This window comes from Photobacterium sp. GB-56, assembly GCF_003026105.1.
In the GTDB taxonomy this organism is placed as follows: domain Bacteria; phylum Pseudomonadota; class Gammaproteobacteria; order Enterobacterales; family Vibrionaceae; genus Photobacterium.
The window spans coordinates 179,940-201,923 of sequence record NZ_PYNW01000007.1 but is presented as its reverse complement, the minus strand read 5'-3'; the positions used below and the strand labels follow the sequence as shown (position 1 = coordinate 201,923).

Here is a 21,984-nt window from a genome sequence, read left to right as displayed (position 1 = left end):
TTACCAATACCATCGCTATCGGTATCTACTGATTCTGTGCTATCGAGCGGGAACACATCATCAGCATCAGCGATACCATCATTATCGTCATCAGTATCTTTGTTGTTACCAATGCTATCGCCATCAGTATCAACGGACTCTGTTTTATCTAGAGGGAGAGCATCATCGACATCAGCTACACCATCGCCGTCATCATCGGTATCTTTGTTGTTACCAATACCATCGCTATCGGTATCTACTGATTCTGTGCTATCGAGCGGGAACACATCATCAGCATCAGCGATACCATCATTATCGTCATCAGTATCTTTGTTGTTACCAATGCTATCGCCATCAGTATCAACGGACTCTGTTTTATCTAGAGGGAGAGCATCATCGACATCAGCTACACCATCGCCGTCATCATCGGTATCTTTGTTGTTACCAATACCATCGCTATCGGTATCTACTGATTCTGTGCTATCGAGCGGGAACACATCATCAGCATCAGCTACACCATCACCGTCATCATCGGTATCTTTGTTGTTACCAATACCATCACTATCAGTGTCTAACCACTCAGATGAATCATCAGGAAAAGCATCTTTAGCATCAATAATGCCATCGTCATCTTTATCAGCATTAGGGACAATAACTGCTTTACCGTCCTCATCCTTTATAATTAATTGACCAGCAACAACTTGTTTTATCGTTTCTACATGTTCAGATAGCTTATTCTCAAGTTCTTGAATATCTTGTTTTAGTTCTTCAGCAGACTCTGGAACAATACCTAACTCAACAATGGCATTTGCTTTAGATGCAACGTCACCCAAGTTACTTTCTACATAATCAGAAAGAATGGTGCTTGTTTCAATATTTAAATCTTGAGCAACTTTTGCTAATGCTTCTTCCTTTGTCATTTGATTATTCATATTGATCTGAACAAGCGTAGACAAAGGTGAGATAATAGATTCACCAGCAGGTGCTGATAATACGAAAGGTTTTGCAATAGGAACGCCAGCTTTATTGGTCTCGGTTACTGTATCTTCATCGACAGTTTTGCCAGCAATTGCTTTAACCATTACAGAATATTGTTCAGGGTTATCTATACCTGAAACATCTAAATCAGCGACACCGCCATCTTTAGATATTGCGAATGGTTCATTTTTATCGTGTAAAGAGTTGCCATTAATATCAAGCCACACTTCAGCATTTCTTAAATATCCATCCACAGCTTTAATAGAATAGACATCTGACGTTACAGCTGATTCTGGTATTGGATCTTTTGTTTTTGATATTTCTCCATCAGAATCACTACCACACCCTGAAAGTGGAACCGTGGCAAACCCCATTGCTACAATGAGTGGCTTCAATTTCATGTTAACTCCTTTAACTAGCCAAGTTTCTTATCAACACGATAAAACTTATTGATAATTCATCATTGATAAGTTCATTAAAAGAGAGTTTATTTTATCTTTTCATGTAAAAGTAAAAAAATGCGACTCATAACGAATTTTATTGAAACAATCTCACACTTTATAAATAACAAGACCGAGTTTTTCAGATCATTATCTCAGCATAATTATCTACCAAGAATTCGCAAAAGACATAAGTTACTCACTGGTTATCACTAGCCAATAATTCACTGAATACAGTATAAAAATTATCTATCGCAATATTAATGATATTTAACTTCTTTTTTTTGTTGCTATATAACTTTAAACCTTAGGTGTAATTTAAATGAGCTATTTATTCAACATGAATTTATGAACGTAGTTACGGAGTAATTAAAAGCCTACGCATTAATTTCACTATCCTTATCAATATCTTTAGGTCTTGTAATTGACAAAAGAAAAATCCAATTAAACCTTAGCGTTAATTGCTGGTAGTCGCAGAGCCACCCCTGATTTTCCACTTTGATAGAAAAAGGTAATAGTGTTCCAATACACGTACTCACAGTCATCTGTGTATAACAAATATTTTGCTGGCTCTTTATAAGCCAGTTATTTCTAACTTTAACTAACTGATCAATAATATAAATTATGAATGCCTTAGATGAACAAAAACTCAGTCAACTGAGTCCTTTTGAAATTAAAAACACACTACTAACATTGGCTTCATCGCAATCCGACATTGCCCTAATAGACGCTGGTCGTGGCAATCCTAATTGGGTAGCAACCTTACCTCGTGAGGCTTTTTTTCAATTAGGGTTATTTGCACTGAGTGAAGCTAACTTAAAATTTAAAAATTATGATAACTTTGGCGGAACAGCAGATAAGCTTGGCATCTTCCAACGTTTACAACAATTTTGTTTTAAAACAGAAAATCAAAATAATCATGGGTTAACATTTTTACTCAATGCTATTGATTATCTTAAGACGAATCAAGCGATTAATCCTGACGAGATTGTATTTGAATGGACCAATGGGGTACTAGGTGATGATTACCCTGTTCCAGATAGAATGCTTAAACACGCAGAATGCATTATACAACAATATTTAAGTAGTGCGCTTTGCGATAATCAAAATACTTTGCCACAAAGCCCATTTGATTTATTTGCTGTTGAGGGCGGCACTGCGGCGATTGTTTATATCTTTAATACCTTAAAAAGTAATCGCTTATTATGTGCTGGTGATAGTATTGCGATTGCAACACCGATATTTACGCCTTATATAGAAATTCCGGATCTTGAAGACTATGCGCTAAACCGTATTGAGATTGAAGCTAGTGAGGATCTTATCTGGCAAATATCCGATACTGAATTAAATAAATTACTAGATCCAAACATTAGAGCGTTCTTTGTAACGAACCCTAGCAATCCACCCTCAGTAAAATTGAGTGATGAAACGCTAACTAAAATTGCAAATATTGTTAAACAACGTCCAGATCTTATTATTATCACTGATGATGTTTATGGCACGTTTGCCGATAACTTTACCTCACTGGCAATGATCGTTCCTCATAATACGATACTTGTTTATTCATTCTCTAAATATTTTGGTGCAACAGGATGGCGTTTAGGTGTTATCGGTATCCAACCTGATAATATTTTAGATGAGTTACTAAGAAAACAATCAAATGAAGTTAAACATACACTGTTTGAACGCTACAAAAATATTAATTTAGATCCAAATAGTATGAAGTTTATTGATCGCTTGGTCTCAGATAGTCGAGCAGTAGCTTTAAACCATACTGCTGGGCTATCAACACCGCAGCAAATTCAAATGTCACTTTTTGCTGTATTCTCACTCATGGACAATGAACAGCAGTACAAACAAGACGCTAAAAATATCATTCGCGACCGCTATCATCATTTAATGGAACATATGAAAGGTACACCAGTGGTTGCAGAAGATAATCCTAATGGCGTGTTTTATTATGTTGAGATTGATATAGCACGAATTGCTAATGAACTTTATGGTGAGAAATTCTTAACGTGGTTAACCAAAACGTACAACGCACTAGATTTTGTTGTACGACTCGCTCAAGAAAATGCGATCATCGTGATGCCAGGAGCTGGTTTTGATGCTCCTCAATGGTCCATTCGTATATCTCTCGCCAACTTAGATAATGAGAAATACGATACCTTAATGGATAACATTAATAATATGGTAATGAGCTATCACGATGAGTTTAATGGTTGACATACATCATTAATAATAAGCCACCATCTGTTATATATGGTGGCTTATTATACTATAAGCATCGAGATATAAGTTGAATCAACTTTGCCGCTAATTTCGCGGTTTGGTTAGCATAATCATATTCAGGATTGAGCTCAGCGATATCAACTAACTTTACTTTTCCGCTTGCCATAATATGTTTAATTGCCCATTCGACCATAGGTAAACCAACCCCCTGCATTTGGGTCATATTCACACCAGGTGCAATAGATGCAGAAAATACATCAAGCCCAATACTTAACTGTATAACGTCAACACTATCGATATATTTATCAATTTTGGTTTGTACTGCTTTTTTATTGCGTGATGTTATTTGGTTATCAAGCAACCACTCACACCCCAAATCTTCAGCCAATTTAAACATTGCTTGTGAATTAGCACGATCGCATATACCTAAACCAAGGTAATGAAAATCTCGGTGATGCTCCTTGCTATAACATAATGCAGAATGAAAAGCCGAACCAGAACGAACAGACAAGGTTGGTCGCAACTCAAAATGTGCATCAAAATTGATGATCCCAACACGCGCTTGGCAAGGCTGATAACTCATCGTTGGATCTTCTTGCGTCGCCGATAAAGCAACAACATTATCAGGTATCGATTTAGCTACTTGCCATTCGGTATGTATTTTTGCTTTATCATCGGCAAAATCAGATAACGCTTGATAACTTGCAATAGATATTTCATGACCGCCCCCTAACACTATAGGGAAATGCCCAGAATGGAGTAAACCATGTACAACTTGCGCTTGCTTATCACTTAATGATGAGAAATTTGTATCGTCATCAACCAGTTCTATATCGCCAGCATCATAAAAGGGCAGCTTTGAATGCGAATGTGTACTGGGAAGAATACGTCGAATACTTGCTGGTCCTTCCTTCGCCCCTTGTCGACCTCGATTCCAGCCAATACTAAGATCAGAAATAATGCCGAGTAAAACAATCCCTTGTTCTCGTTGATCAATATAAGGAGAAATTAACGTATGTGATCGATGTGGAATACGAGACTTAACATCATCAGTTTTAAATAATTTTTTTAAATGATCTACAAACATACGTTTATCTTCCTTTGATCAAAAACGTTGTAATTTAATGTTGTGGTGGTAAAGCGCGAGCAGCCTGTAAGACACACATAACAATTTTATTTTTACGGCTATTGATACGTTCAGCTGGTGCCATGACACTCACTGCGCCAGCCACTTTATTACCGATAAAAACGGGCGCACTCACACCAGAAACACCTTGGTCAATTTCAGACGTACTAATAGCAAAACCATCTTGTTTAATCAGATCAAGCTCTGTTAACCATGCGTCTAATTGCTCTTTCTCTGTGATCTCGTAATGCTTCAAAATACGTAATTGGCGAGAAAGGGGTAAATGCGCCAAAATAACTTTTGATGAAGCACCACGGATAAGAGGTTGGCTCTGCCCTTTTTCATAGCTACAACGTAAAGTGTATGGACTATCAATGCTATCGACACACAAAGCATTAAAGCCAACAGGCACCATGTATGCCGACATCTCACCCGTTTGTTGCTGCAAACGTTTCAATATCGGTCGAACACCATCTGGTAATGGTGAGTTAATCTGAAAATTACGTTGTAATTGCAATGCCGCAGGCCCGGCACTGTATGTATTCTGACCGTGATTTTCTTCGATTAAATTCCAATCTCTTAGTAATGCTAAGTAGCGGTATAAACTACTAATAGGCATATTCATTTCGACACTTAACTGCTGAGCTTGCAGAGGGAAAGGTGAAGCTGCAATGTGAATTAATACTTGCAACAGCTTTTCATTAGCACTGAGTGAATTTGTCACGGTGTTGGCTTCTTCTTTTTGTATGATAATTACTTTTAACCAATAAAAAACCATACTGCAAATTAAATTCTTACATGATGAGAATTATATAAAATAATACTCAATTAATTACCGCAATATAAGAAACCTAATATTAAACACTTTATATTTACTGAATTACTATCAAGAAACTTTCTTACCCTATGGGATTTATCGGTCTAATAAACATTTAAATAGCGTTTCAATTTGTTAATTAAAGATCAACGCATTATCACAGTAATAAAAAAGATGTAACTTTTCCGAGATCCTCACCGTCAATCAAGTGAGAAAAAAGACGCTTTTCTATGCTAAATAGCAGATCACGCTAGTAATAATAGGAGGGTTACTGGTAAAATCCTTGCAAAATTGACCGTCACACATAGTAAAAGAGAGTGATTCCTCATGGGAAGAAAGTTCGAAGTACGCAAATTGTCTATGGCAAAAACCCAAGGCGCTAAGATCAAAGTTTACTCAAAGTACGGTAAAGAGATCTACGTTTGTGCTAAGAACGGTAGCCCTGATCCAGATGCTAACCTAGCACTTCGCCGTCTTATTGAAAAAGCGAAGAAAGATCAGGTGCCAAGCCACGTTATCGAAAAAGCAATTGATAAGGCTAAAGGTGGCGGCGGTGAAGATTACTCAACAGCACGTTACGAAGGTTTTGGTCCTGGCAACTGCATGGTTATCGTTGACTGTCTAACTGACAACAACAACCGTACTTTCATGGACGTTCGCCAAGCATTCGTTAAAAACAATGCAAAAATTGGTAGCCCAGGTACTGTTGGCCACATGTTTGAACACCAAGCAGTATTTGAATTCAAAGGCACAGATGAAGAAGCTGTTCTTGAGAATCTAATGATGGAAGATGCTGATGTGACTGACATCACATGTGAAGATGGCGTGATCACTGTTTACGCTCCTCACACAGAATTCTTCAAAATTAAAAATGCACTTGCAGCAACAATGCCAGAAGTAACATTAGATGTTGAAGAAATTTCTTTCGTTCCACAGACAATGACTGAATTGGCTGGCGACGACATCGCAATGTTCGAGAAATTCCTTGATGCATTGAATGATTGTGATGACGTACAAAACGTTTACCACAATGCAGAAATGGCTGACTAATATTTAGTTTGCTGTTGATATAAAAAAGGTCACCTAATGGTGACCTTTTTTGTTTCTGCTGAATTATTATTGGCTTAACGACTTGCCTTTCGTGCTCGTGACATTAACCAAAATGCTAAAGCACCAAAACCTAATGCTTGTAACCATAATTGCTGCCACCAACCAATCATTTGAGCAAAGCTTGCGCCCATCTGATTTAAACCAAGAAAACCATTAATAGCAGCCGTTGACGGTGCTAACTGGGTTAACTCTCGTAGTAATGTTGGCAATTCAGAGGTTGGCCAAATAAAGCCTGCGGTAAACACTAAAGGTAATGAGCTTAATAACACCACCAGCGTGACTAACTCAGAACGTGGAATCAACTGTCCTAATACCATTCCCAACATGATTACCGCTAACAAAAAGGCAATCGTCATGGCAAAAAGATCAGGAATAGACGCCAGTCGATTTACTCCATAATAGGTGAAGGTAAAACCGAAATAGTACGCGGCTAAAACCAAATAAATCACGACAAAGATAAACGCCCTTACCGCCATAATCATCCATACTGGATATTCAGACCAATAACCACTTTTACCTGCCGCCCGCGCTTCATTTTCTGATGCACCGACCATACCGACACCAATTAACAATGTCTGATGTAAGATCAATACAAAAACAGCAGGAACAACATAGTTAATGTAGCCCATCGTGACATTAAACACTGGACGCATGTTTAACTTCATTGCACTGTACTGTTCGGTCGCTTGAACGAAGTTATCCCCCTTTAAAACAAGATGGTTTATCTTCGCCTTTACACCTAAATCAGTGCCTGCAGCGCTTAATCCTTCCACAATGGTACCGTATACCAAGAACAATGCCGCATTACCTGCATATGCCAGTGTTGGGCTAGTCCCTAACATCACGTCTTTGTAGAAATCATGGGGGATCACTAAAATCCCTTCTACTTGACGATCAAGTAACGCTTGTTTTGCCGCATCAATACTGCCTAAGTGCTGAGTAATATGAACCTGGGGTGTGGCATCAGCCATACGGATCAATTCACGACTCATCTGGGTTTGATCAAGATCAACCACGGCAACTTTCTGATCGCGAGGGATCTCATTGCTATAAGGTAGCGGATATAAGAACGAGTAAAAAACTACGCCGCCAAATACTGTAAACACCAAAGAAACATTCGTAAAAATGGCTTTTAGTTCATGCTTAAATAAATTTAACCAGCTCATCTAGGCATCCCCTTTTACAGCATCGCCACTTAATGCTTTACGGCGATGGAATAACATCAACATCACTGCTAATACCATTGCAACCATAAAACACGACAAAACAAACAATTGATGAGATGCCTGATACCACCCCGTCCCATAATCAACTTGCTGTAATTGCACTTCAATATAATGACTTACAGGTAGTAAGCTACGCCACATTTTGGCAATTACAGGCATATCAGTGGCAGGGAAAGTGATCCCCATAAAGGCAAAGGCAGGGGCTGTAAATGCCGCGGCAAAACTCATGGCACGTGGTACTTCCATCGCAAGGAAATAGATAAAAGCCCCCATACTTTGACACGCCAGCACCATTAACAATTGCGCGACAATCAAGATATGCCAATCACCATGCATCGGCCAATCCAATGCTACGTACATCCACCACAAGAACAGCAAGCCTTGGATCAAAAATAACCCAGTATAAGCAGCTAATTTACCCAGTAACTTAGAAACAGGTGACGTTTGTAACCACTTCCATAGTCCTTGTGTTCTCGCTTCATAGGCAATAGCTAATACCGTTGTGGCCACAATCAAGATCTGCCAGATAGACGGGATAATGGCAGAAACCAAAAATTGTCCATAATGGCTATTACTGTTAAATAGCGGTGTAATTTGCCCACGAATAGGCACCGCTTGCCCCATCGCTTGCAACGGCACTGGTGCCCCTGTCGCCATATTCTTAACGGTTTCAACCCCTGCATTGAATGTGCCTTCAGCCAGCAGCATTGCAGAGTTGATCAATTTACCTATTAAAATAAATTGTCCATTATAAAACGTGGTGATCTGTGGCGAAAAACCAAGCTTGGTGTCTTTTTCAAAATTATCTGGGATCACCACCATGGCATAGATTTCATTGGCTCGCATCGCTTCACTGCCCTGATCTGGGCTCGTGAATTGACGTGTAACAGCCATTGTCGGGCTGGCATCCACATAACGAGTAAAATGACGAGACAACTGGCTATGATCAAGATCGACAACACCAACAGGTAAGTTATGCGCTATACCCGTAGAAAAAATAGCCCACATAGTGAGAAATAGCACCGCAGGTAACCACAGTGTTAATGCTCGTAACCAGCCATCTTTCCATATGTTTCGCCATTCTTGCTTCACATACTGAAAGCTATTCATATTACTGCTCTACAATCACGCTCATGCCTACGCGCAAGCCATCAATTGGTTGTGTTGGACGTGCTTCCACTTCAAACGTACGCATATCAAAACCTTTCGCCGTGTCTGTTGCACGCCACGTAGCAAAATCACCCATTACCGCAACGTGTGTTACTTTAAATGAATAGGTTTTATCACCTAATGCAGGAATGGTTACGTTAAACTCTTTACCTTCTTGGTAATCTTTTAGCTTATCTTCTCGCACATTAAAGACAGCCCACGCATCGTTAATATCAATAATATTCACCACAGGAAAACCTTGTGGTGCTAGTTCACCATCATGCAGCAGCACTTGTGAAACTTCCCCTTGGTGCCAACTAGAGATCTTGGTATCAGCAACATACGCTTCTACTTCGGCCACTGCTCCTGCAGCCATTTTCACTTTCTCTTGTGCTGCACGCTTCGTTTCTACTCGTGCACCTTCTTTGGCCATCTCATACATCTGGTATGCTGCACTTTCGGTATATTGTGCCGCTTGCCATTGTGTGAAAGCTTCATCGCGTTTTTGCTCTGCAATCACGCCATCTTTATAAAGGTTATTGACACGGACATAAGTCGTTTTCATCAATTTCGCCGCCGCCGTCGCTTTACGCCACTGATCTTCCGCAGCTGCAATTTGCTGACGTCGCGCGCCTTTTTCCGCTTCTTCTGCCAACGCACCAGCCGCTTGCTCACCTGCTTTCGCTTGTTCTAACTTGGCATCAATTTCCGGACTTAAAATGGTAAAAATAAGTTGTCCCGGTTTAACTTCATCGCCTTTACGAACAAGTACTTGGTCAATACGCCCCGGTACTTTTGAGGAAATATTATATTGCTGCGCTTCAATCTGACCTTGCATACGTTCAGGTTGAGGCTGGTAAGCATGCCAGAAGGTGTAACCCAACCAACCCACAACAGCAATTACAGGAACCGCTACTGCTATAGACTTCAACTTACTCATAACAATTAAACCTCTATACCTTGATATTTCTGATAATTATTAAAGGTGTTCATTTCACCGCTTACCGCAAGTAAACGAGTTAAACACATAACATATTGATAGGCCGCAGCAAGTCGCTGGGTTTTAACGGCGGATAAATACAGTTCAGCGTCAACCACATCCAGTGACGTTGATAACCCTTGGCTAAACGCTTTTTCTCGTAGACGAATATTTTCTTTTGCTAATGCAAGACTCGATTGTAAACCGTTATATTCTTCGACTGCTTGATTAGCTTCTCGATAGGTTTTCTCAACTAACACAGTCAGATCTTGCTCAGCTTGCGCACGTAAATGATTCACTTGTGTCACCATCGAATGCGCCGCTTTTACCTTACCTGAACGGCCAGAGCTGTCGAGAAGCGGAACACTAACACCAATACCTACAGCCCAATCAGGTGCCATTTTAGCGGCAAGAGAGTCGCTTTCGTAAAGGTTATAATCACCGTACAAATAGACTTCTGGATAATACTTGCCTTTCTCTACATCAATTAAGCCATCAGCCTGTTTACGCTTAGCATCCAAAATATGTAAACCAGGGTAACTTGCTAACGTTTTATTTATAAACGCCGACATGGGCGGTAAAGAACTATTAATAAACAAATTAGTAGTAGGTACAGTGGTACTCGATTGCTGCAGTAGTCTTGTTAGCGCAACTTGCGCAATTTCTAAATCACGCACTGATTTTTGTGCGTCAACTTTTGCTTTATCGTAAGCCGCTTCTGCTTGTAGACGTTCAACTTTTGCAATTTGACCTTGCTGCTCTAGTTTAAGCGCATGTTCGTAATGACGTTTTAGCCCTGCTTCAACCTCTTTACGTGTTTCGACAACATTTTTTGCTAAAACAACACCAAAGTAAAAGCGGGATAAATCTTCAAATTTAGCCTGTTGCATCATGGCAAGCATGTATTTCGCTTCTTCTGTTTGTCCTTTAGCAATATCTTGTGCCGCACTAATACGACCACCAGTGAAAATAGGCCAAATAGCACGAACAGAACTGGTTAGCACATCACGATCTGCAATCGTTGACGTTAGTGCAGAATTAAGGTCTAGGCCTGTCACTTTAGTAAGCTCGGCAATAATTTTTGTTAATTCTTGCCCCGCTGCTGTGGATGATGCAGGCATACTGCCAAATAAATCTGAAGGTGACAGTTTTACATCTTGATCCAAACGGGTGTAATTTGCACCAATCGTCACAGTTGGCAAATATAAGTCACTTGCCGCATCTTGCATGTACTCTGCTTGCTCAACACTTGAACGTCCGGCCGCCAAACCATCATTCTTCGTCACGACAGTATGCCACGCATCACTAAACGCAATGGGTGATGCATAAATACTCGGTGTGATCGCTAGCAAAGCGATAGCCAGTGGTTTAACCATAAATGGTTTTATTCTCATAAGGTAACCCTTTGATACCAGTTTTTCTTAATGCTTTTTTATTCTAGAGCAATAACTCTAAAACAAAACAATTTTTTATGTATAGAGCCATCTTGCTTTATCGATAAACTGTATGAATATTATTCAGATAATTCGAATAATAACAGCATACTCTTATTGCGTTATTGTTATTACTAAAGATATAAAAAAACCCACTGTCAAGCGGGTTTAATATGGGATCACATCATAGTATTGATTAAACAAATACCCAAATAATGATCTATCGAGCTAAACGAATCAACGAGCGCCCTAATAAGCGTTCTAATTCATCAATACTTTGCTGACCATAACGCTGCTCACAAAGAGTAAATAAGCGTTCAATTCCACGGTGGGCAAACTCATGTGATGTTTCTGCAGAAGAAATATGATGGAAGAGTAAGCGTAAAATTGCACGGAATTTTTCATCATCAAGCGCAACTGACCAGCTTGCAGAAAATGCTGCTAAATCGTCTGTTAAATCAAGCTTATCTACAAACAGCTGATAGATACGCCCATCAAGTGCATGCGCAAAGTCTTGTTTCTTTGGGAAATGATGGCTAATACCGGTACGAGAGATCCCTGTTTGATTACTTAACGTGGTGTATGACATTTTGTCGTAACCTAAGGTAAGAATTTGATCAATTACAGCATCCATAATCGTTTGAATGGTTATCTCTGTATCTTCTTTACTTCGCTTTGGCATAATGAGTTGACTCTATTGTAATCATTTTATGCAACAGTACGATTTCAATAATTATCCTTCATTGAAATCAGTGGCTAGTATTAGTATTACAAAATGTGATTCCCTTAACTAGCGCTAACTCACATTTTTAGCGACATCATGTTGTATCTGGTTAAAAAGCGCCAAATCAAATGTAATTATTTACTTTACAAGCCATTTACTAAATAGAACAGTCCACCAATTAGCGACCAAACTTTTTCGCTTGTTGTTCAATATTACGATAAAGGATCTGGGTCCAAAACGGTTGATTCACTGACGCCAGCAACTTCCCTTTTTTCGGGTCGTGTGGGCTAATAACCACCTCAATATTCTCAAGCCCTGTTCTTTGGGCGAGTAAAAATAGTTCTTCAATACTATAATCGCCCATGGCTAAACAGCCTGTCGATGCTTGTTTACCATGAATGAAAATATTACTACCTGGAGACGTTCTGCCTTCTAATTTTGCGTATTTACGATCAAAAGCATTCGGGTAATCTAGCTTCATCGAAAGGTGAAAGCGACTATTGGGATTCAATAAAGAAACACGATAAATACCTTCAGGAACTTGTTTATCACCTTCCCGTAGTTTAGGTCCTTTTTTACCGCTTATTTTCTCGATATTGTAACGCTTAACGTAAGACCACTTACCTTTCTCTTCTGCCCAAAGTTCTACTGACATTTCTTCTTTCATCGCAAAGAGTGCAATATTTTTCGGAGGGTAAGATAAACCTGCTTGTTCAAAATAACGTTTCATCCTTGGCTCAACGAAAGGAGAGTAACGCTTCATTACATCATCAACGGTTCGTGTACCTGCGGGAGGGTAAGTTGAATACGAATAGGCTGCTTGAGCATCAGTAACAGCGGTGAACATAACCAATAATGGCAATAACGCTTTTTTAAACACAAAACCCTCGGTACTTGCAGTGTCATCTTTGGAAATAAACGAAATCAGTAACAGATATCATCAAAAGTAGGCGCTAGTGTACTGCCGTTTTGCCGTGGCGCAACCGATAGTGTGGACATTTTTACAACAAAATATTGCACATTATTTACACTTCTAGATAAGTCATTAAAATACCTATCGCTATTTCGTTAATTGGCATTCACACTACACAAGGTACAATAGAGACAATACTCTTCATATAATTAGGTATACAGATTTTGCATACGTTAGAACAACTACGCTCTGGTGAACTGGCGCATATTTCCCGACTAAAAATTTCGCAGCAATTAACCACATTTCCTCTCGAAATTCTTTCGCTAGCAAATAGTTTGGAAATCCTAGATTTAACGGATAACAAACTGAGCCAGTTACCTGACGACTTTGCCAAGCTAACCAAGCTGCGCATTGTGTTTATGTCAAATAACTGCTTTACCGAGTTACCGAAGGTCTTAGGGGCTTGCCCAAACTTAGAAATGATCGGGTTTAAATCAAACCAGATCACTACCGTTGATGAAACATCGTTACCTCAAAAACTGCGGTGGCTGATTTTAACCGATAATAATATCGCTCAATTACCACAAAGTTTAGGATTACGCCCCCGCCTGCAGAAACTTGCATTAGCAGGTAATCAACTCACAGAATTGCCAACCACAATGGATCAACTACATAATTTAGAGTTAATCCGTTTATCTGCTAACCGCTTACAAACATTTCCAACTCAACTGCTTAATTTGCCAAAACTCGCGTGGCTGGCCTTTTCTGGTAATGATTTTAATCGCCATCAGCAGGTAAACAATACATTGCCTGAAGTGGTACCGAATGATTACACATTACGATCAGTGCTAGGGCAAGGCGCATCTGGCGTTATTTCATTAGCCGAATGGAAAAATAATACCCATCAACTGGCAGCAGATATCGCAGTTAAAGTTTTTAAAGGTGAGGTGACGTCTGACGGTTACCCACAAGATGAATTAAACGCTTGTCTCAAAACAGGTCGCCACCCAAACCTTGTACAATCATTAGCACACGTTACAGATCCTAAACATTTAGCACTTGTTATGGCATTAATCCCTGCGCACTTTAAAAACTTAGGCTTACCACCAACGTTTGAAACCTGTACACGCGATACCTTTCCTAACGGCTTTACGTTAACCATTGAGCAAATCACAAAAATAGTGTCACAAATGACAAACGTGATTGAACATATGCAAAACCAAGGTGTGGCTCATGGTGATATTTATGCCCATAACGTCCTCTTTGATGAGCATGCCAATATTCTGGTTGGCGATTTTGGTGCCGCTTCCATTTACGATGATTTACCTCTAATAATACAGCAACAAATCAAAACCATCGAAAACCGAGCATTAGGTTATTTCATTGAAGATTTACTCAGTATTTGTGAATCACAAGATCGCACGTCATCGCGTTATCAAACACTCTACCAAAAGGCGCAAAATTACATTCAGTTGTCATCTTTTTAAGCGACAATAAAAGTACTTTTTTATTGTCGCCTTTATCAACAACAAAACAAACATGATCGTGTTAACAAATCTGATACAAAGTCATTAATTTATTCTATAAATAATCAGAATTGTTTTCATACAAGCGTTTTAAATAATTGATTGATTTTATAATAATAAATACCCGAGTCACTCACCAGAACTTAAAATATTGTCTGTTTAGCTCACTGATTTTCCTTACGCAACACCTTGACTAGCACCTAAAATACGCTTTAAATTTAACATTATAATAACAAACGATGTCATCGAACGATTTCATCCTTGTAGCAAACCATTTAAGGGAAACTAATATGGCTCAACTGCTACCCAATGACATGATCCTACAATGGGCAGAAGAACGTCCTACTGATATCTATCTTCGCCAAATTATCAACCGTGAATTTGTTGACTACACCTATGCAGATGTTGCAGATAAGGCTTTACGTCTAGTCAGCGCCTTTCGTGCACTGGGGATCCAACCGGGCGAGCGTATTGCTCTCGTCTCTAAAAACTGTGCGGAATGGTTTATTTGTGATTTGGCCATGATGCTAGGTAGTTATATCAGTGTTCCTATTTTCCCAACAGCTGGGGCTGATACCATTGAGCATTGCATTACTCATAGTGACAGTAAATTAGTGATTATCGGTAAACTTGATAGCCCTGATGCCATCAATAGCGTGACACAAAAGCTATCCGATATACCGACGATCTCTTTTAGCTACCCAGGAACACCTGAAGGGAAATATAATTTTTCTACGCTGATTGAACAACATGCCCCAAGCAAGGAACGTCCAGCACATACTGATGATGAATTAATGTCGATTGTTTATACATCGGGCACATCTGGGCTTCCTAAAGGCGCGATGCTGACCTATGGCGCTTTTGCTTGGGCATCACATCAAATAATCAATCATATTGGATTAGGTGAAACAGAGCGGTTATTTTCTTATCTCCCACTCGCACACATAACTGAGCGGGTTTACATTTTTGGTTCATCCATCATGTCTGGTCTTCAAGTGGCATTTCCTGAGTCTCTTGATACCTTTATCGATGATGTAAAAATGCACCGCCCTACTATTTTTGTTTCTGTCCCGCGTTTATGGACGCTTTTCCAACAACGAATTCAAGAGAAACTACCACCAGCCAAACTGAATCTGTTACTTAAGATTCCATTTATTTCTGGCTTAATAAAGCGCAAGCTCGCTGATGGTTTAGGGCTTAACGAAGCGCGAGTATTAGGCTGTGGTTCTGCTCCCGTTTCTGCGGGTTTATTACGTTGGTATGAAAGTATTGGCCTCAATATTACCGAAGCTTGGGGTATGACAGAATCTTTTGCCTATAGCACATTAAACCACCCATACCGTAGTGACAAAGTCGGTAGTGTTGGTAATGCAGGCCCAGGCGTTGAACTGAAAATTGCCGCAGATGATGAGATATTAGTACGTAGTAAAGGCCTATTTGCCGGTTATTACAATAATGATGCTGCAACCAAAGAAAGCTTTGATAGCGAAGGCTGGTTACATACTGGTGATATCGGTTTTATTGATGAAGATGGTTACCTCACCATCCAAGGTCGTAAAAAAGATACCTTCAAAACGGCTAAAGGGAAATTCGTCTCGCCCGTACCAATTGAGAAACGTCTGTTTGAACTTAGTAACGTCGAGATGATGTGTTTAGTCGGTTCTGGAATGCCAGCCCCTATTTTATTAGCACTCCCGCATCACTTCCCTAACTTTGATCGTAAACGTTACGAGAAACGCGTTCATCATGTAATAGAAACGATTAATCGCGAGCTAGAGTCTCACGCAAAGATCAAAGGTGTGTTAATGATCAAAGAGCCTTGGTCAATTGAGAATGGTATTTTAACACCAACCCTTAAAATTAAACGTCATGTACTCGAGCAAAAATACTCGGATATTGGACATGATTGGCCTAGCGATACATTGGTACGCTGGGAGGAATAAATTTATATAGAATAGAGTAACAAAAGCCTGATAACGCCTTCCAGCATTAAGTTATCAGGCTTTTTTTCTTACTCGTTAAGAAATGACTTAAAATAATTAGCGCTAGTTTTCATCTCCTCGCTAGCGTTATTTTCAATCTAATGAGCACATTCCTTAATTCTCTTTTGTTGCTTATTAAATAGCGAAAACAATTGCCATTATTTCTTATTAAAGACGCGAACTTTGTATAATTTAATTTACAGTATCAATAACTTAGCTGCAAAGTTGTCACTTGCACTGATAAAGAAAATATTTATCATACAAATATCTTCTTTGTTCTATTAATAATTAAGGATTTACAATGGCTAAGGGCGATATGAAAACATGTAAAGGCAAACGTCGTGCACATTCACATGGTAATGCACGTTTAACGACAGAAGGTCAAAGAAAGCATCATCAAGCATAATTTGACCTAAATCGATCTTGCTAATACTCCGAAAACTAAGTCCAGTAATCTATATCTGGACTTAGTTTTTCTGATCGTGTTTATTTATACCATCGATTTCCATACGCTAAAGAATAATCAGGTTGATCGATTCCACTTGCCATCTTCTCATCATCTTGTAATGGGCCAATCACCGTTTTATAAGGAATAATTCCTGCCCAAACGGATAAATCCATATCTCGTTCATCATCATTTACTCCATTACAGCCAATTTTTACTGACGCCTCTGTTAATGGCATCATGAGTAATTCCGTCGCAGTAAGTTCTTTTTCATTACCTTGTCGTACACATTCACTTCGTCCCGGTGCGATTTGCTCAATAAAGTGGTTCAGTAACGCATTTTTATATTGGTTATCATCAATAGCATCAAACTGTCCAAAGACCATTGCTGAGCGATAATGGGCACTGTGATGAAATGCAGAGCGTGCAAGTACCCAACCATCAAATAACGTAAATGTTAAACAACAAGGTTGCCCCTTTTTTAACGCACGAATTAAACGGCTATTTTTAGCCCCATGGACATAGATATTATTATCAACTCGCCATACCAACATCGGAATAACTATAGGTTGCTCATTTTGCTCAATAGCAATATGTGCAAGTAAGCTTTCGTCAATTATTTGATAGAGCTTTTCTGTCTCGAAAACGGCTTTATTCGGATTTTTCTTTATCGTCGTTCTATCTGTGCTTGATAACATCGCAATCTCTCCTATTGATCCACAATTACACTTCCTTCTAATAGACATAACATCAAACTTTGGTACTGTAGGTAAGAGCCAGTTTTGAATAGTGGATGGATCCAGTTTGACATTAATTGATACCGGAGATTTAACCCTTTGCCATCATCAAGGCTCGCGCCAGCAGAGTTTGTTTAATGCTATTCGCGATAAAATCACCCAAGGATATTGGCCGAAGAACAGTAAGTTGCCATCAACTCGTCATCTAGCACAAATACTCGATGTCAGTCGTAATACGATTATTGCCACATACAACCAACTTGTTGCTGAAGGTTATATTCGTAGCCAAGCAGGTAGCGGTTTTTATGTCGCAGCCACCCTACCAGATCATTACCTCACGACAACGAGCAGTGAAGATTCACTTAAACAACCCACAACCAAACAACAAATAAACACAACGAATAATGCCTTTGCTCCTGGCGTACCAGATCTTGCCGCATTTCCTAGAAAAAAGTGGCAACGTCTTTATCTACAACAGTTTGATCGAACACAGTTTCTTGGTTGTAACGATCTACAAGGTGAGTGGGAGTTTAGAGAAGTATTAACGCATTACTTGAAAACATCACGCTCTGTCGATGTCACCGCCGATAGGATCATTTCAACATCGGGGGCACAACAAGCATTAATCATGGCAATAATGGCAAGCACTCAGCCTAACGATATAGTCCTTGTTGAAAATCCCGGTTATGCTCAAATGCGTAAAGTGGTTAACTTATGCAATGTAAAAATAGCACCGCTTTCAGTGACTCCATTCGATGGAATTAACCTTCAACAGTTATCGAAAACAAAAGCGAAAGCCATTTACATTACCCCCAGCAACCAATATCCATTAGGCACAACACTTAATATCTCTCAACGGATCCAATTACTAAAGTGGGCAAGCCAACATAATGTGACCATTATTGAAGATGATTACGACAGTGAATTTCAATATGCTCACCGCCCTTATCCTTCCTTACAAGGACTTGCAGCTCAAACCAATATCAATGTGAATATCATCTATATTGGTACTTTTAGTAAAGTGATGTGCAACAGTATTCGTCTTGGTTATATGGTCGTCCCTCAAGCTCTTCTTCCTCGTTACCTTGAGATAAAAGATGCTCTCAGCGGTGAAACGCAAGCCCAGCTTCAATTAGCAATGACGGAGTTTATTCATGACGGCCACTTGCTTCGTCACATTCGGAAAATGCGCCGGCTATACCAAGCAAAACATCAACAAATGCTCCAAAGTATTAAAGACAGTTTTGCCCAGCAATGGGAAGTGATCAGTCAAGCTGCGGGGCTTCATATTACCGTAAGATGGCACCAGAACGTCTGTGAAAAACAATTTTGTGATCAGGCTTTTAAGCACAATATTATTGTACGACCACTGAGTTATTATGAGCTGCCGAATACTATTCGAAACTGGCAGGGTATTGTACTTGGCTTTGGTAATACCTCCATTGATGACATACCAGTATTGATTGAGAACTTGAAAACTTGCTTCAACCACCTGTTAACGGAAAACAGACATGATGAATATTTTTAGTCAATTACCCGCTAAACTTGATAATGAAGAGTTTACCGACTTACTTAAAACCGATTCGGTACGAATTGAGCGCATTGTCTCGCAAGGACATATAACACCAGTAGATGAATGGTACGATCAATCTGAAAATGAATGGGTTATCGTATTAGAAGGAAGAGCTGAAGTGAGTTTTACCAATGGTGAAATTAAACGTATAGAAAAAGGCGATCACCTTTATATTCCAGCTCACCAAAAGCACCGCGTAAGTTGGACAGAACCAAATAAACTGACGATTTGGTTAGCGGTATTTTTTAATTAACAAGATCACCACACTAAGACAGCATTATGTTAGCGAAAAGCAGTGCGGACATTCCTGCGGGACTCTCGACCTCGGCTAGGTGCATCAATACATGCCAACAACAGCTTAAATTTTAGATACAAAAAAGCCCCGTCATTTCTGACGGGGCTTCGTTGTATTGGCGGAGCGGACGGGACTCGAACCCGCGACCCCCGGCGTGACAGGCCGGTATTCTAACCAACTGAACTACCGCTCCAATTCTTTATGAAACCCGATAAATCGAATCTCTAGAATATGGCGGAGAGATAGGGATTTGAACCCTAGATACGCTATAAACGTATGCCGGTTTTCAAGACCGGTGCTTTCAACCACTCAGCCATCTCTCCGTAAGTGCCGCGAATAATACCTAGCAATCACTCACCTGTAAAGCCTATTTTTAAACAAATCCACCATTCGTTTAAAAAACAGGCTTTAGCGCGCATTTTTACTTAAATATCATACACAAAAAGTTCTAATTTTATTTATCCTGCTAATTTTTCAGCATTAATCTGTGCTTCAAGTTTTTCTCGACCTTGAGGTGTTATACGTAAACATTCTTCAAATTGACTAAAACGCTGACTTTCAATCTGATAATAAGCCGCCAGTAAATCAGGTTCTATCCCGACTCGCTGACGCGCTTCTTTTAAACTTAAATCCATTAGTTCTGCACAATTAATGGTATCTAATGGCTGACAGTCAGAAACGTATCCAAGATGCGCCGCTTTCTTAAATACAGCAATATCATCATCAGAAAATTTATACGGCCCTGGGTATAAATATTTAGCAGCAAACGCGTACATCTTCTTTTCTGCCGTTGACATTCGATTTGATGAGCCCATCGTAAAACCAATAACAAATGCCTCATCTTTCGGTAGCATTCCCCGCCCTAATAAAAGGTGAATAACATCATGATCTTCTAAGCTAACAGCGCCATTAAATAAATTGATCCCAGGGATATCAAACTTAGGATTCTCAATTAATCTCACAATCAATGGTATATCTGCGCTGCCAGCAGCCACTGGAGCTTGAGTCGCTAAACATTCTCTAATGGTGGCATTTTCTTCTTCTAACGGTACGTACCATTTTTTCCAATGCGTGCCGTTCGCTGGTAGTAAATTTTTCTTGATTCCATTTTCCATCTTAAATTCCTTTTCAAAGATTAAAGTTCAATTAACTGAGACAAGTTCTGTTGAATGTCTTTGCCCTTTTCAGCATCTTTAATACGGCTTTCCATTTGTTCGGTTAATTGATCCATTTCTAAAATAGATTGTGCCATTTGCGGTAAAGCTTTAACTCGATACTGGCTAATATCATTTAATGCAGCATTAATATTTGAAAAGGCTTGTTTTAACTTACTGATATCTAATTGGCTCTCAGAAGCTTGTTTTTGGATACTGACCCCTTGATCTCGAAGTTGCTCACTGGTTTGTAATATCAGATCATTAGTAGTGTCATTAACAGCTTGGGTCGCATCTAATAGTTTTTTCTGATGTTGAAGTGCAATCGACATGACTGACGCTGTTTCAAGCGCAGATACCGTCACATTTATCGCGCGATCAACACCTCGAATAAGCTCGCGGTTATTTTGCATGATAACTTCAGTGGTAATCACCGCTTGCTGATTAACAGCCAATGTTTGCTGCAAATCCATCACACGCTGACGTAATGGAAATAACACCTGCTCTTGTAAAAACTTAACTTTGGTTTCTGTATTTTGGGCTGTCTCGATTGTTTGATTTACTTTCTCGTCAAGCAATTGACCAAAACGAACATAATCTTCAAGCAGAAATGTTAGCTCACGATAACGAATTTGATCGGCTTCAAGCGTGATATTGTCACGTTGTAATTGTGCTTGACCGCCTCTAAGCGATTGCACAATATCCTTAATCACCCCTTCTGCCGTTTGATAACGTGAAAACCATTTCGCTATAGGGGTTCCAACAAAAGGAAGAAAGCTGAGTAAACGTCGTATCGTGCCCATGGTAAAATCAGTACGATTGGGGTTAACCGCATTCACTTGTTGTTGCAAGTCTAATAAGCTTTTTGCTGTTCCACCACCATCTTGAGCATCATCAACTAACGTATGCAATGGGGTTTTCAATAACTGGCTACATTGAGCTAACTGACGACAACTATCTTCACCTAAAGAGGTCATCAAGTTTGTCATGTCTCGTTGCTGCGTTAAATCACGTTCGCCGATAGCTAATAACATTGAAACGGTTTCTTCTACTTTCGTACTGATTTTATCGTGAGTTTCAGGAACTGATACTGGAATATCTAAGGCTTGTTTTACCGTATCAGGCGTCGCTACTATAAGAGTCGTATTTTCCTGTGCCATTGTTCA

19 protein-coding genes and 2 tRNA genes are annotated in these 21,984 nt (G+C 39.5%); 7 read left to right on the top strand and 14 right to left on the bottom strand.

Annotation, left to right across the window (positions count from 1 at the left end):
- The coding region (locus C9J42_RS12235) for a hypothetical protein (protein WP_107302038.1) at nucleotides 1-1,358 on the bottom strand (1,358 nt) is incomplete at its 3' end.
- Between the two features lie 663 nt (nucleotides 1,359-2,021).
- Here C9J42_RS12235 and C9J42_RS12230 point away from each other — a divergent pair.
- Nucleotides 2,022-3,623 (top strand): bifunctional aspartate transaminase/aspartate 4-decarboxylase, encoded by a 1,602-nt coding sequence (locus C9J42_RS12230; RefSeq protein ID WP_107261305.1) that lies wholly within the window; start codon nucleotides 2,022-2,024, stop codon nucleotides 3,621-3,623.
- Between the two features lie 52 nt (nucleotides 3,624-3,675).
- On the opposite strand, the gene C9J42_RS12225 is transcribed toward C9J42_RS12230, so the two are convergent.
- Nucleotides 3,676-4,716, bottom strand: coding sequence for an arginase family protein (locus tag C9J42_RS12225; RefSeq protein WP_107261308.1), 1,041 nt, complete (start codon nucleotides 4,714-4,716; stop codon nucleotides 3,676-3,678).
- 34 nt (nucleotides 4,717-4,750) lie between these two features.
- On the bottom strand, nucleotides 4,751-5,533 hold the full coding sequence (locus C9J42_RS12220; protein ID WP_107207331.1) for an IclR family transcriptional regulator: 783 nt from the start codon (nucleotides 5,531-5,533) through the stop codon (nucleotides 4,751-4,753).
- Nucleotides 5,534-5,899: 366 nt separating this feature from the next.
- Here C9J42_RS12220 and C9J42_RS12215 point away from each other — a divergent pair, with 366 nt between their 5' ends.
- Nucleotides 5,900-6,622 (top strand): YebC/PmpR family DNA-binding transcriptional regulator, encoded by a 723-nt coding sequence (locus tag C9J42_RS12215; protein WP_005366395.1) that lies wholly within the window; start codon nucleotides 5,900-5,902, stop codon nucleotides 6,620-6,622.
- Nucleotides 6,623-6,696: 74 nt separating this feature from the next.
- Here the strand turns inward: C9J42_RS12215 and C9J42_RS12210 are convergent, their stop codons facing one another.
- The 6 genes from C9J42_RS12210 to C9J42_RS12185 form a co-directional block, all read right to left on the bottom strand.
- Nucleotides 6,697-7,848 (bottom strand): ABC transporter permease, encoded by a 1,152-nt coding sequence (locus C9J42_RS12210; protein WP_107246464.1) that lies wholly within the window; start codon nucleotides 7,846-7,848, stop codon nucleotides 6,697-6,699.
- On the bottom strand, nucleotides 7,849-9,018 hold the full coding sequence (locus tag C9J42_RS12205; RefSeq protein WP_107207333.1) for an ABC transporter permease: 1,170 nt from the start codon (nucleotides 9,016-9,018) through the stop codon (nucleotides 7,849-7,851). It abuts the gene before it with no gap.
- Nucleotide 9,019: 1 nt separating this feature from the next.
- The gene (locus C9J42_RS12200; RefSeq protein ID WP_107207334.1) at nucleotides 9,020-9,997 is read right to left on the bottom strand and encodes an HlyD family secretion protein; all 978 of its coding nucleotides are present in this window, start codon (nucleotides 9,995-9,997) and stop codon (nucleotides 9,020-9,022) included.
- A gap of 5 nt (nucleotides 9,998-10,002) precedes the next feature.
- A complete protein-coding gene (locus C9J42_RS12195) occupies nucleotides 10,003-11,430 on the bottom strand; it encodes a TolC family protein (RefSeq protein WP_107207335.1) in 1,428 nt (475 codons plus the stop codon).
- Between the two features lie 259 nt (nucleotides 11,431-11,689).
- Nucleotides 11,690-12,151 carry a TetR/AcrR family transcriptional regulator gene (locus tag C9J42_RS12190; protein ID WP_045083083.1) on the bottom strand — a complete coding sequence of 154 codons (462 nt, stop codon included), beginning with the start codon at nucleotides 12,149-12,151 and terminating at the stop codon, nucleotides 11,690-11,692.
- A 220-nt stretch (nucleotides 12,152-12,371) separates the two neighbouring features.
- Nucleotides 12,372-13,073, bottom strand: coding sequence for a murein L,D-transpeptidase family protein (locus C9J42_RS12185; protein ID WP_107287954.1), 702 nt, complete (start codon nucleotides 13,071-13,073; stop codon nucleotides 12,372-12,374).
- A 257-nt stretch (nucleotides 13,074-13,330) separates the two neighbouring features.
- Here C9J42_RS12185 and C9J42_RS12180 point away from each other — a divergent pair, with 257 nt between their 5' ends.
- From C9J42_RS12180 to C9J42_RS12170, 3 genes are all read left to right on the top strand, one after another.
- A complete protein-coding gene (locus tag C9J42_RS12180) occupies nucleotides 13,331-14,593 on the top strand; it encodes a leucine-rich repeat-containing protein kinase family protein (RefSeq protein WP_107292525.1) in 1,263 nt (420 codons plus the stop codon).
- Between the two features lie 329 nt (nucleotides 14,594-14,922).
- Entirely contained in the window at nucleotides 14,923-16,575 is a 1,653-nt protein-coding gene (locus C9J42_RS12175) for an AMP-binding protein (RefSeq protein WP_107207338.1), read from the top strand.
- 340 nt (nucleotides 16,576-16,915) lie between these two features.
- Nucleotides 16,916-17,020 carry a 30S ribosomal protein THX gene (locus C9J42_RS12170; protein WP_005366407.1) on the top strand — a complete coding sequence of 35 codons (105 nt, stop codon included), beginning with the start codon at nucleotides 16,916-16,918 and terminating at the stop codon, nucleotides 17,018-17,020.
- 80 nt (nucleotides 17,021-17,100) lie between these two features.
- Here the strand turns inward: C9J42_RS12170 and C9J42_RS12165 are convergent, their stop codons facing one another.
- Nucleotides 17,101-17,757 (bottom strand): pyridoxamine 5'-phosphate oxidase family protein, encoded by a 657-nt coding sequence (locus C9J42_RS12165; protein WP_107246472.1) that lies wholly within the window; start codon nucleotides 17,755-17,757, stop codon nucleotides 17,101-17,103.
- A gap of 91 nt (nucleotides 17,758-17,848) precedes the next feature.
- On the opposite strand from C9J42_RS12165, the gene C9J42_RS12160 reads away from it, so the two are divergent.
- Both C9J42_RS12160 and C9J42_RS12155 read left to right on the top strand, forming a co-directional pair.
- Nucleotides 17,849-19,324, top strand: a complete 1,476-nt coding sequence (locus C9J42_RS12160) for a PLP-dependent aminotransferase family protein (protein ID WP_199189324.1) — start codon at nucleotides 17,849-17,851, stop codon at nucleotides 19,322-19,324.
- A complete protein-coding gene (locus C9J42_RS12155) occupies nucleotides 19,308-19,622 on the top strand; it encodes a cupin domain-containing protein (RefSeq protein WP_107207341.1) in 315 nt (104 codons plus the stop codon). The genes C9J42_RS12160 and C9J42_RS12155 overlap by 17 nt, the downstream gene beginning before the upstream one ends.
- 158 nt (nucleotides 19,623-19,780) lie before the next feature.
- On the opposite strand, the gene C9J42_RS12150 is transcribed toward C9J42_RS12155, so the two are convergent.
- The 4 genes from C9J42_RS12150 to C9J42_RS12135 form a co-directional block, all read right to left on the bottom strand.
- Nucleotides 19,781-19,857: transfer RNA gene (locus tag C9J42_RS12150), tRNA-Asp, on the bottom strand.
- 39 nt (nucleotides 19,858-19,896) lie between these two features.
- Nucleotides 19,897-19,987, bottom strand: a tRNA-Ser gene (locus tag C9J42_RS12145).
- Between the two features lie 135 nt (nucleotides 19,988-20,122).
- Nucleotides 20,123-20,779 (bottom strand): hypothetical protein, encoded by a 657-nt coding sequence (locus C9J42_RS12140; protein WP_052955886.1) that lies wholly within the window; start codon nucleotides 20,777-20,779, stop codon nucleotides 20,123-20,125.
- Between the two features lie 20 nt (nucleotides 20,780-20,799).
- The gene (locus tag C9J42_RS12135; RefSeq protein ID WP_105061550.1) at nucleotides 20,800-21,978 is read right to left on the bottom strand and encodes a toxic anion resistance protein; all 1,179 of its coding nucleotides are present in this window, start codon (nucleotides 21,976-21,978) and stop codon (nucleotides 20,800-20,802) included.
- Nucleotides 21,979-21,984: the final 6 nt, after the last annotated feature.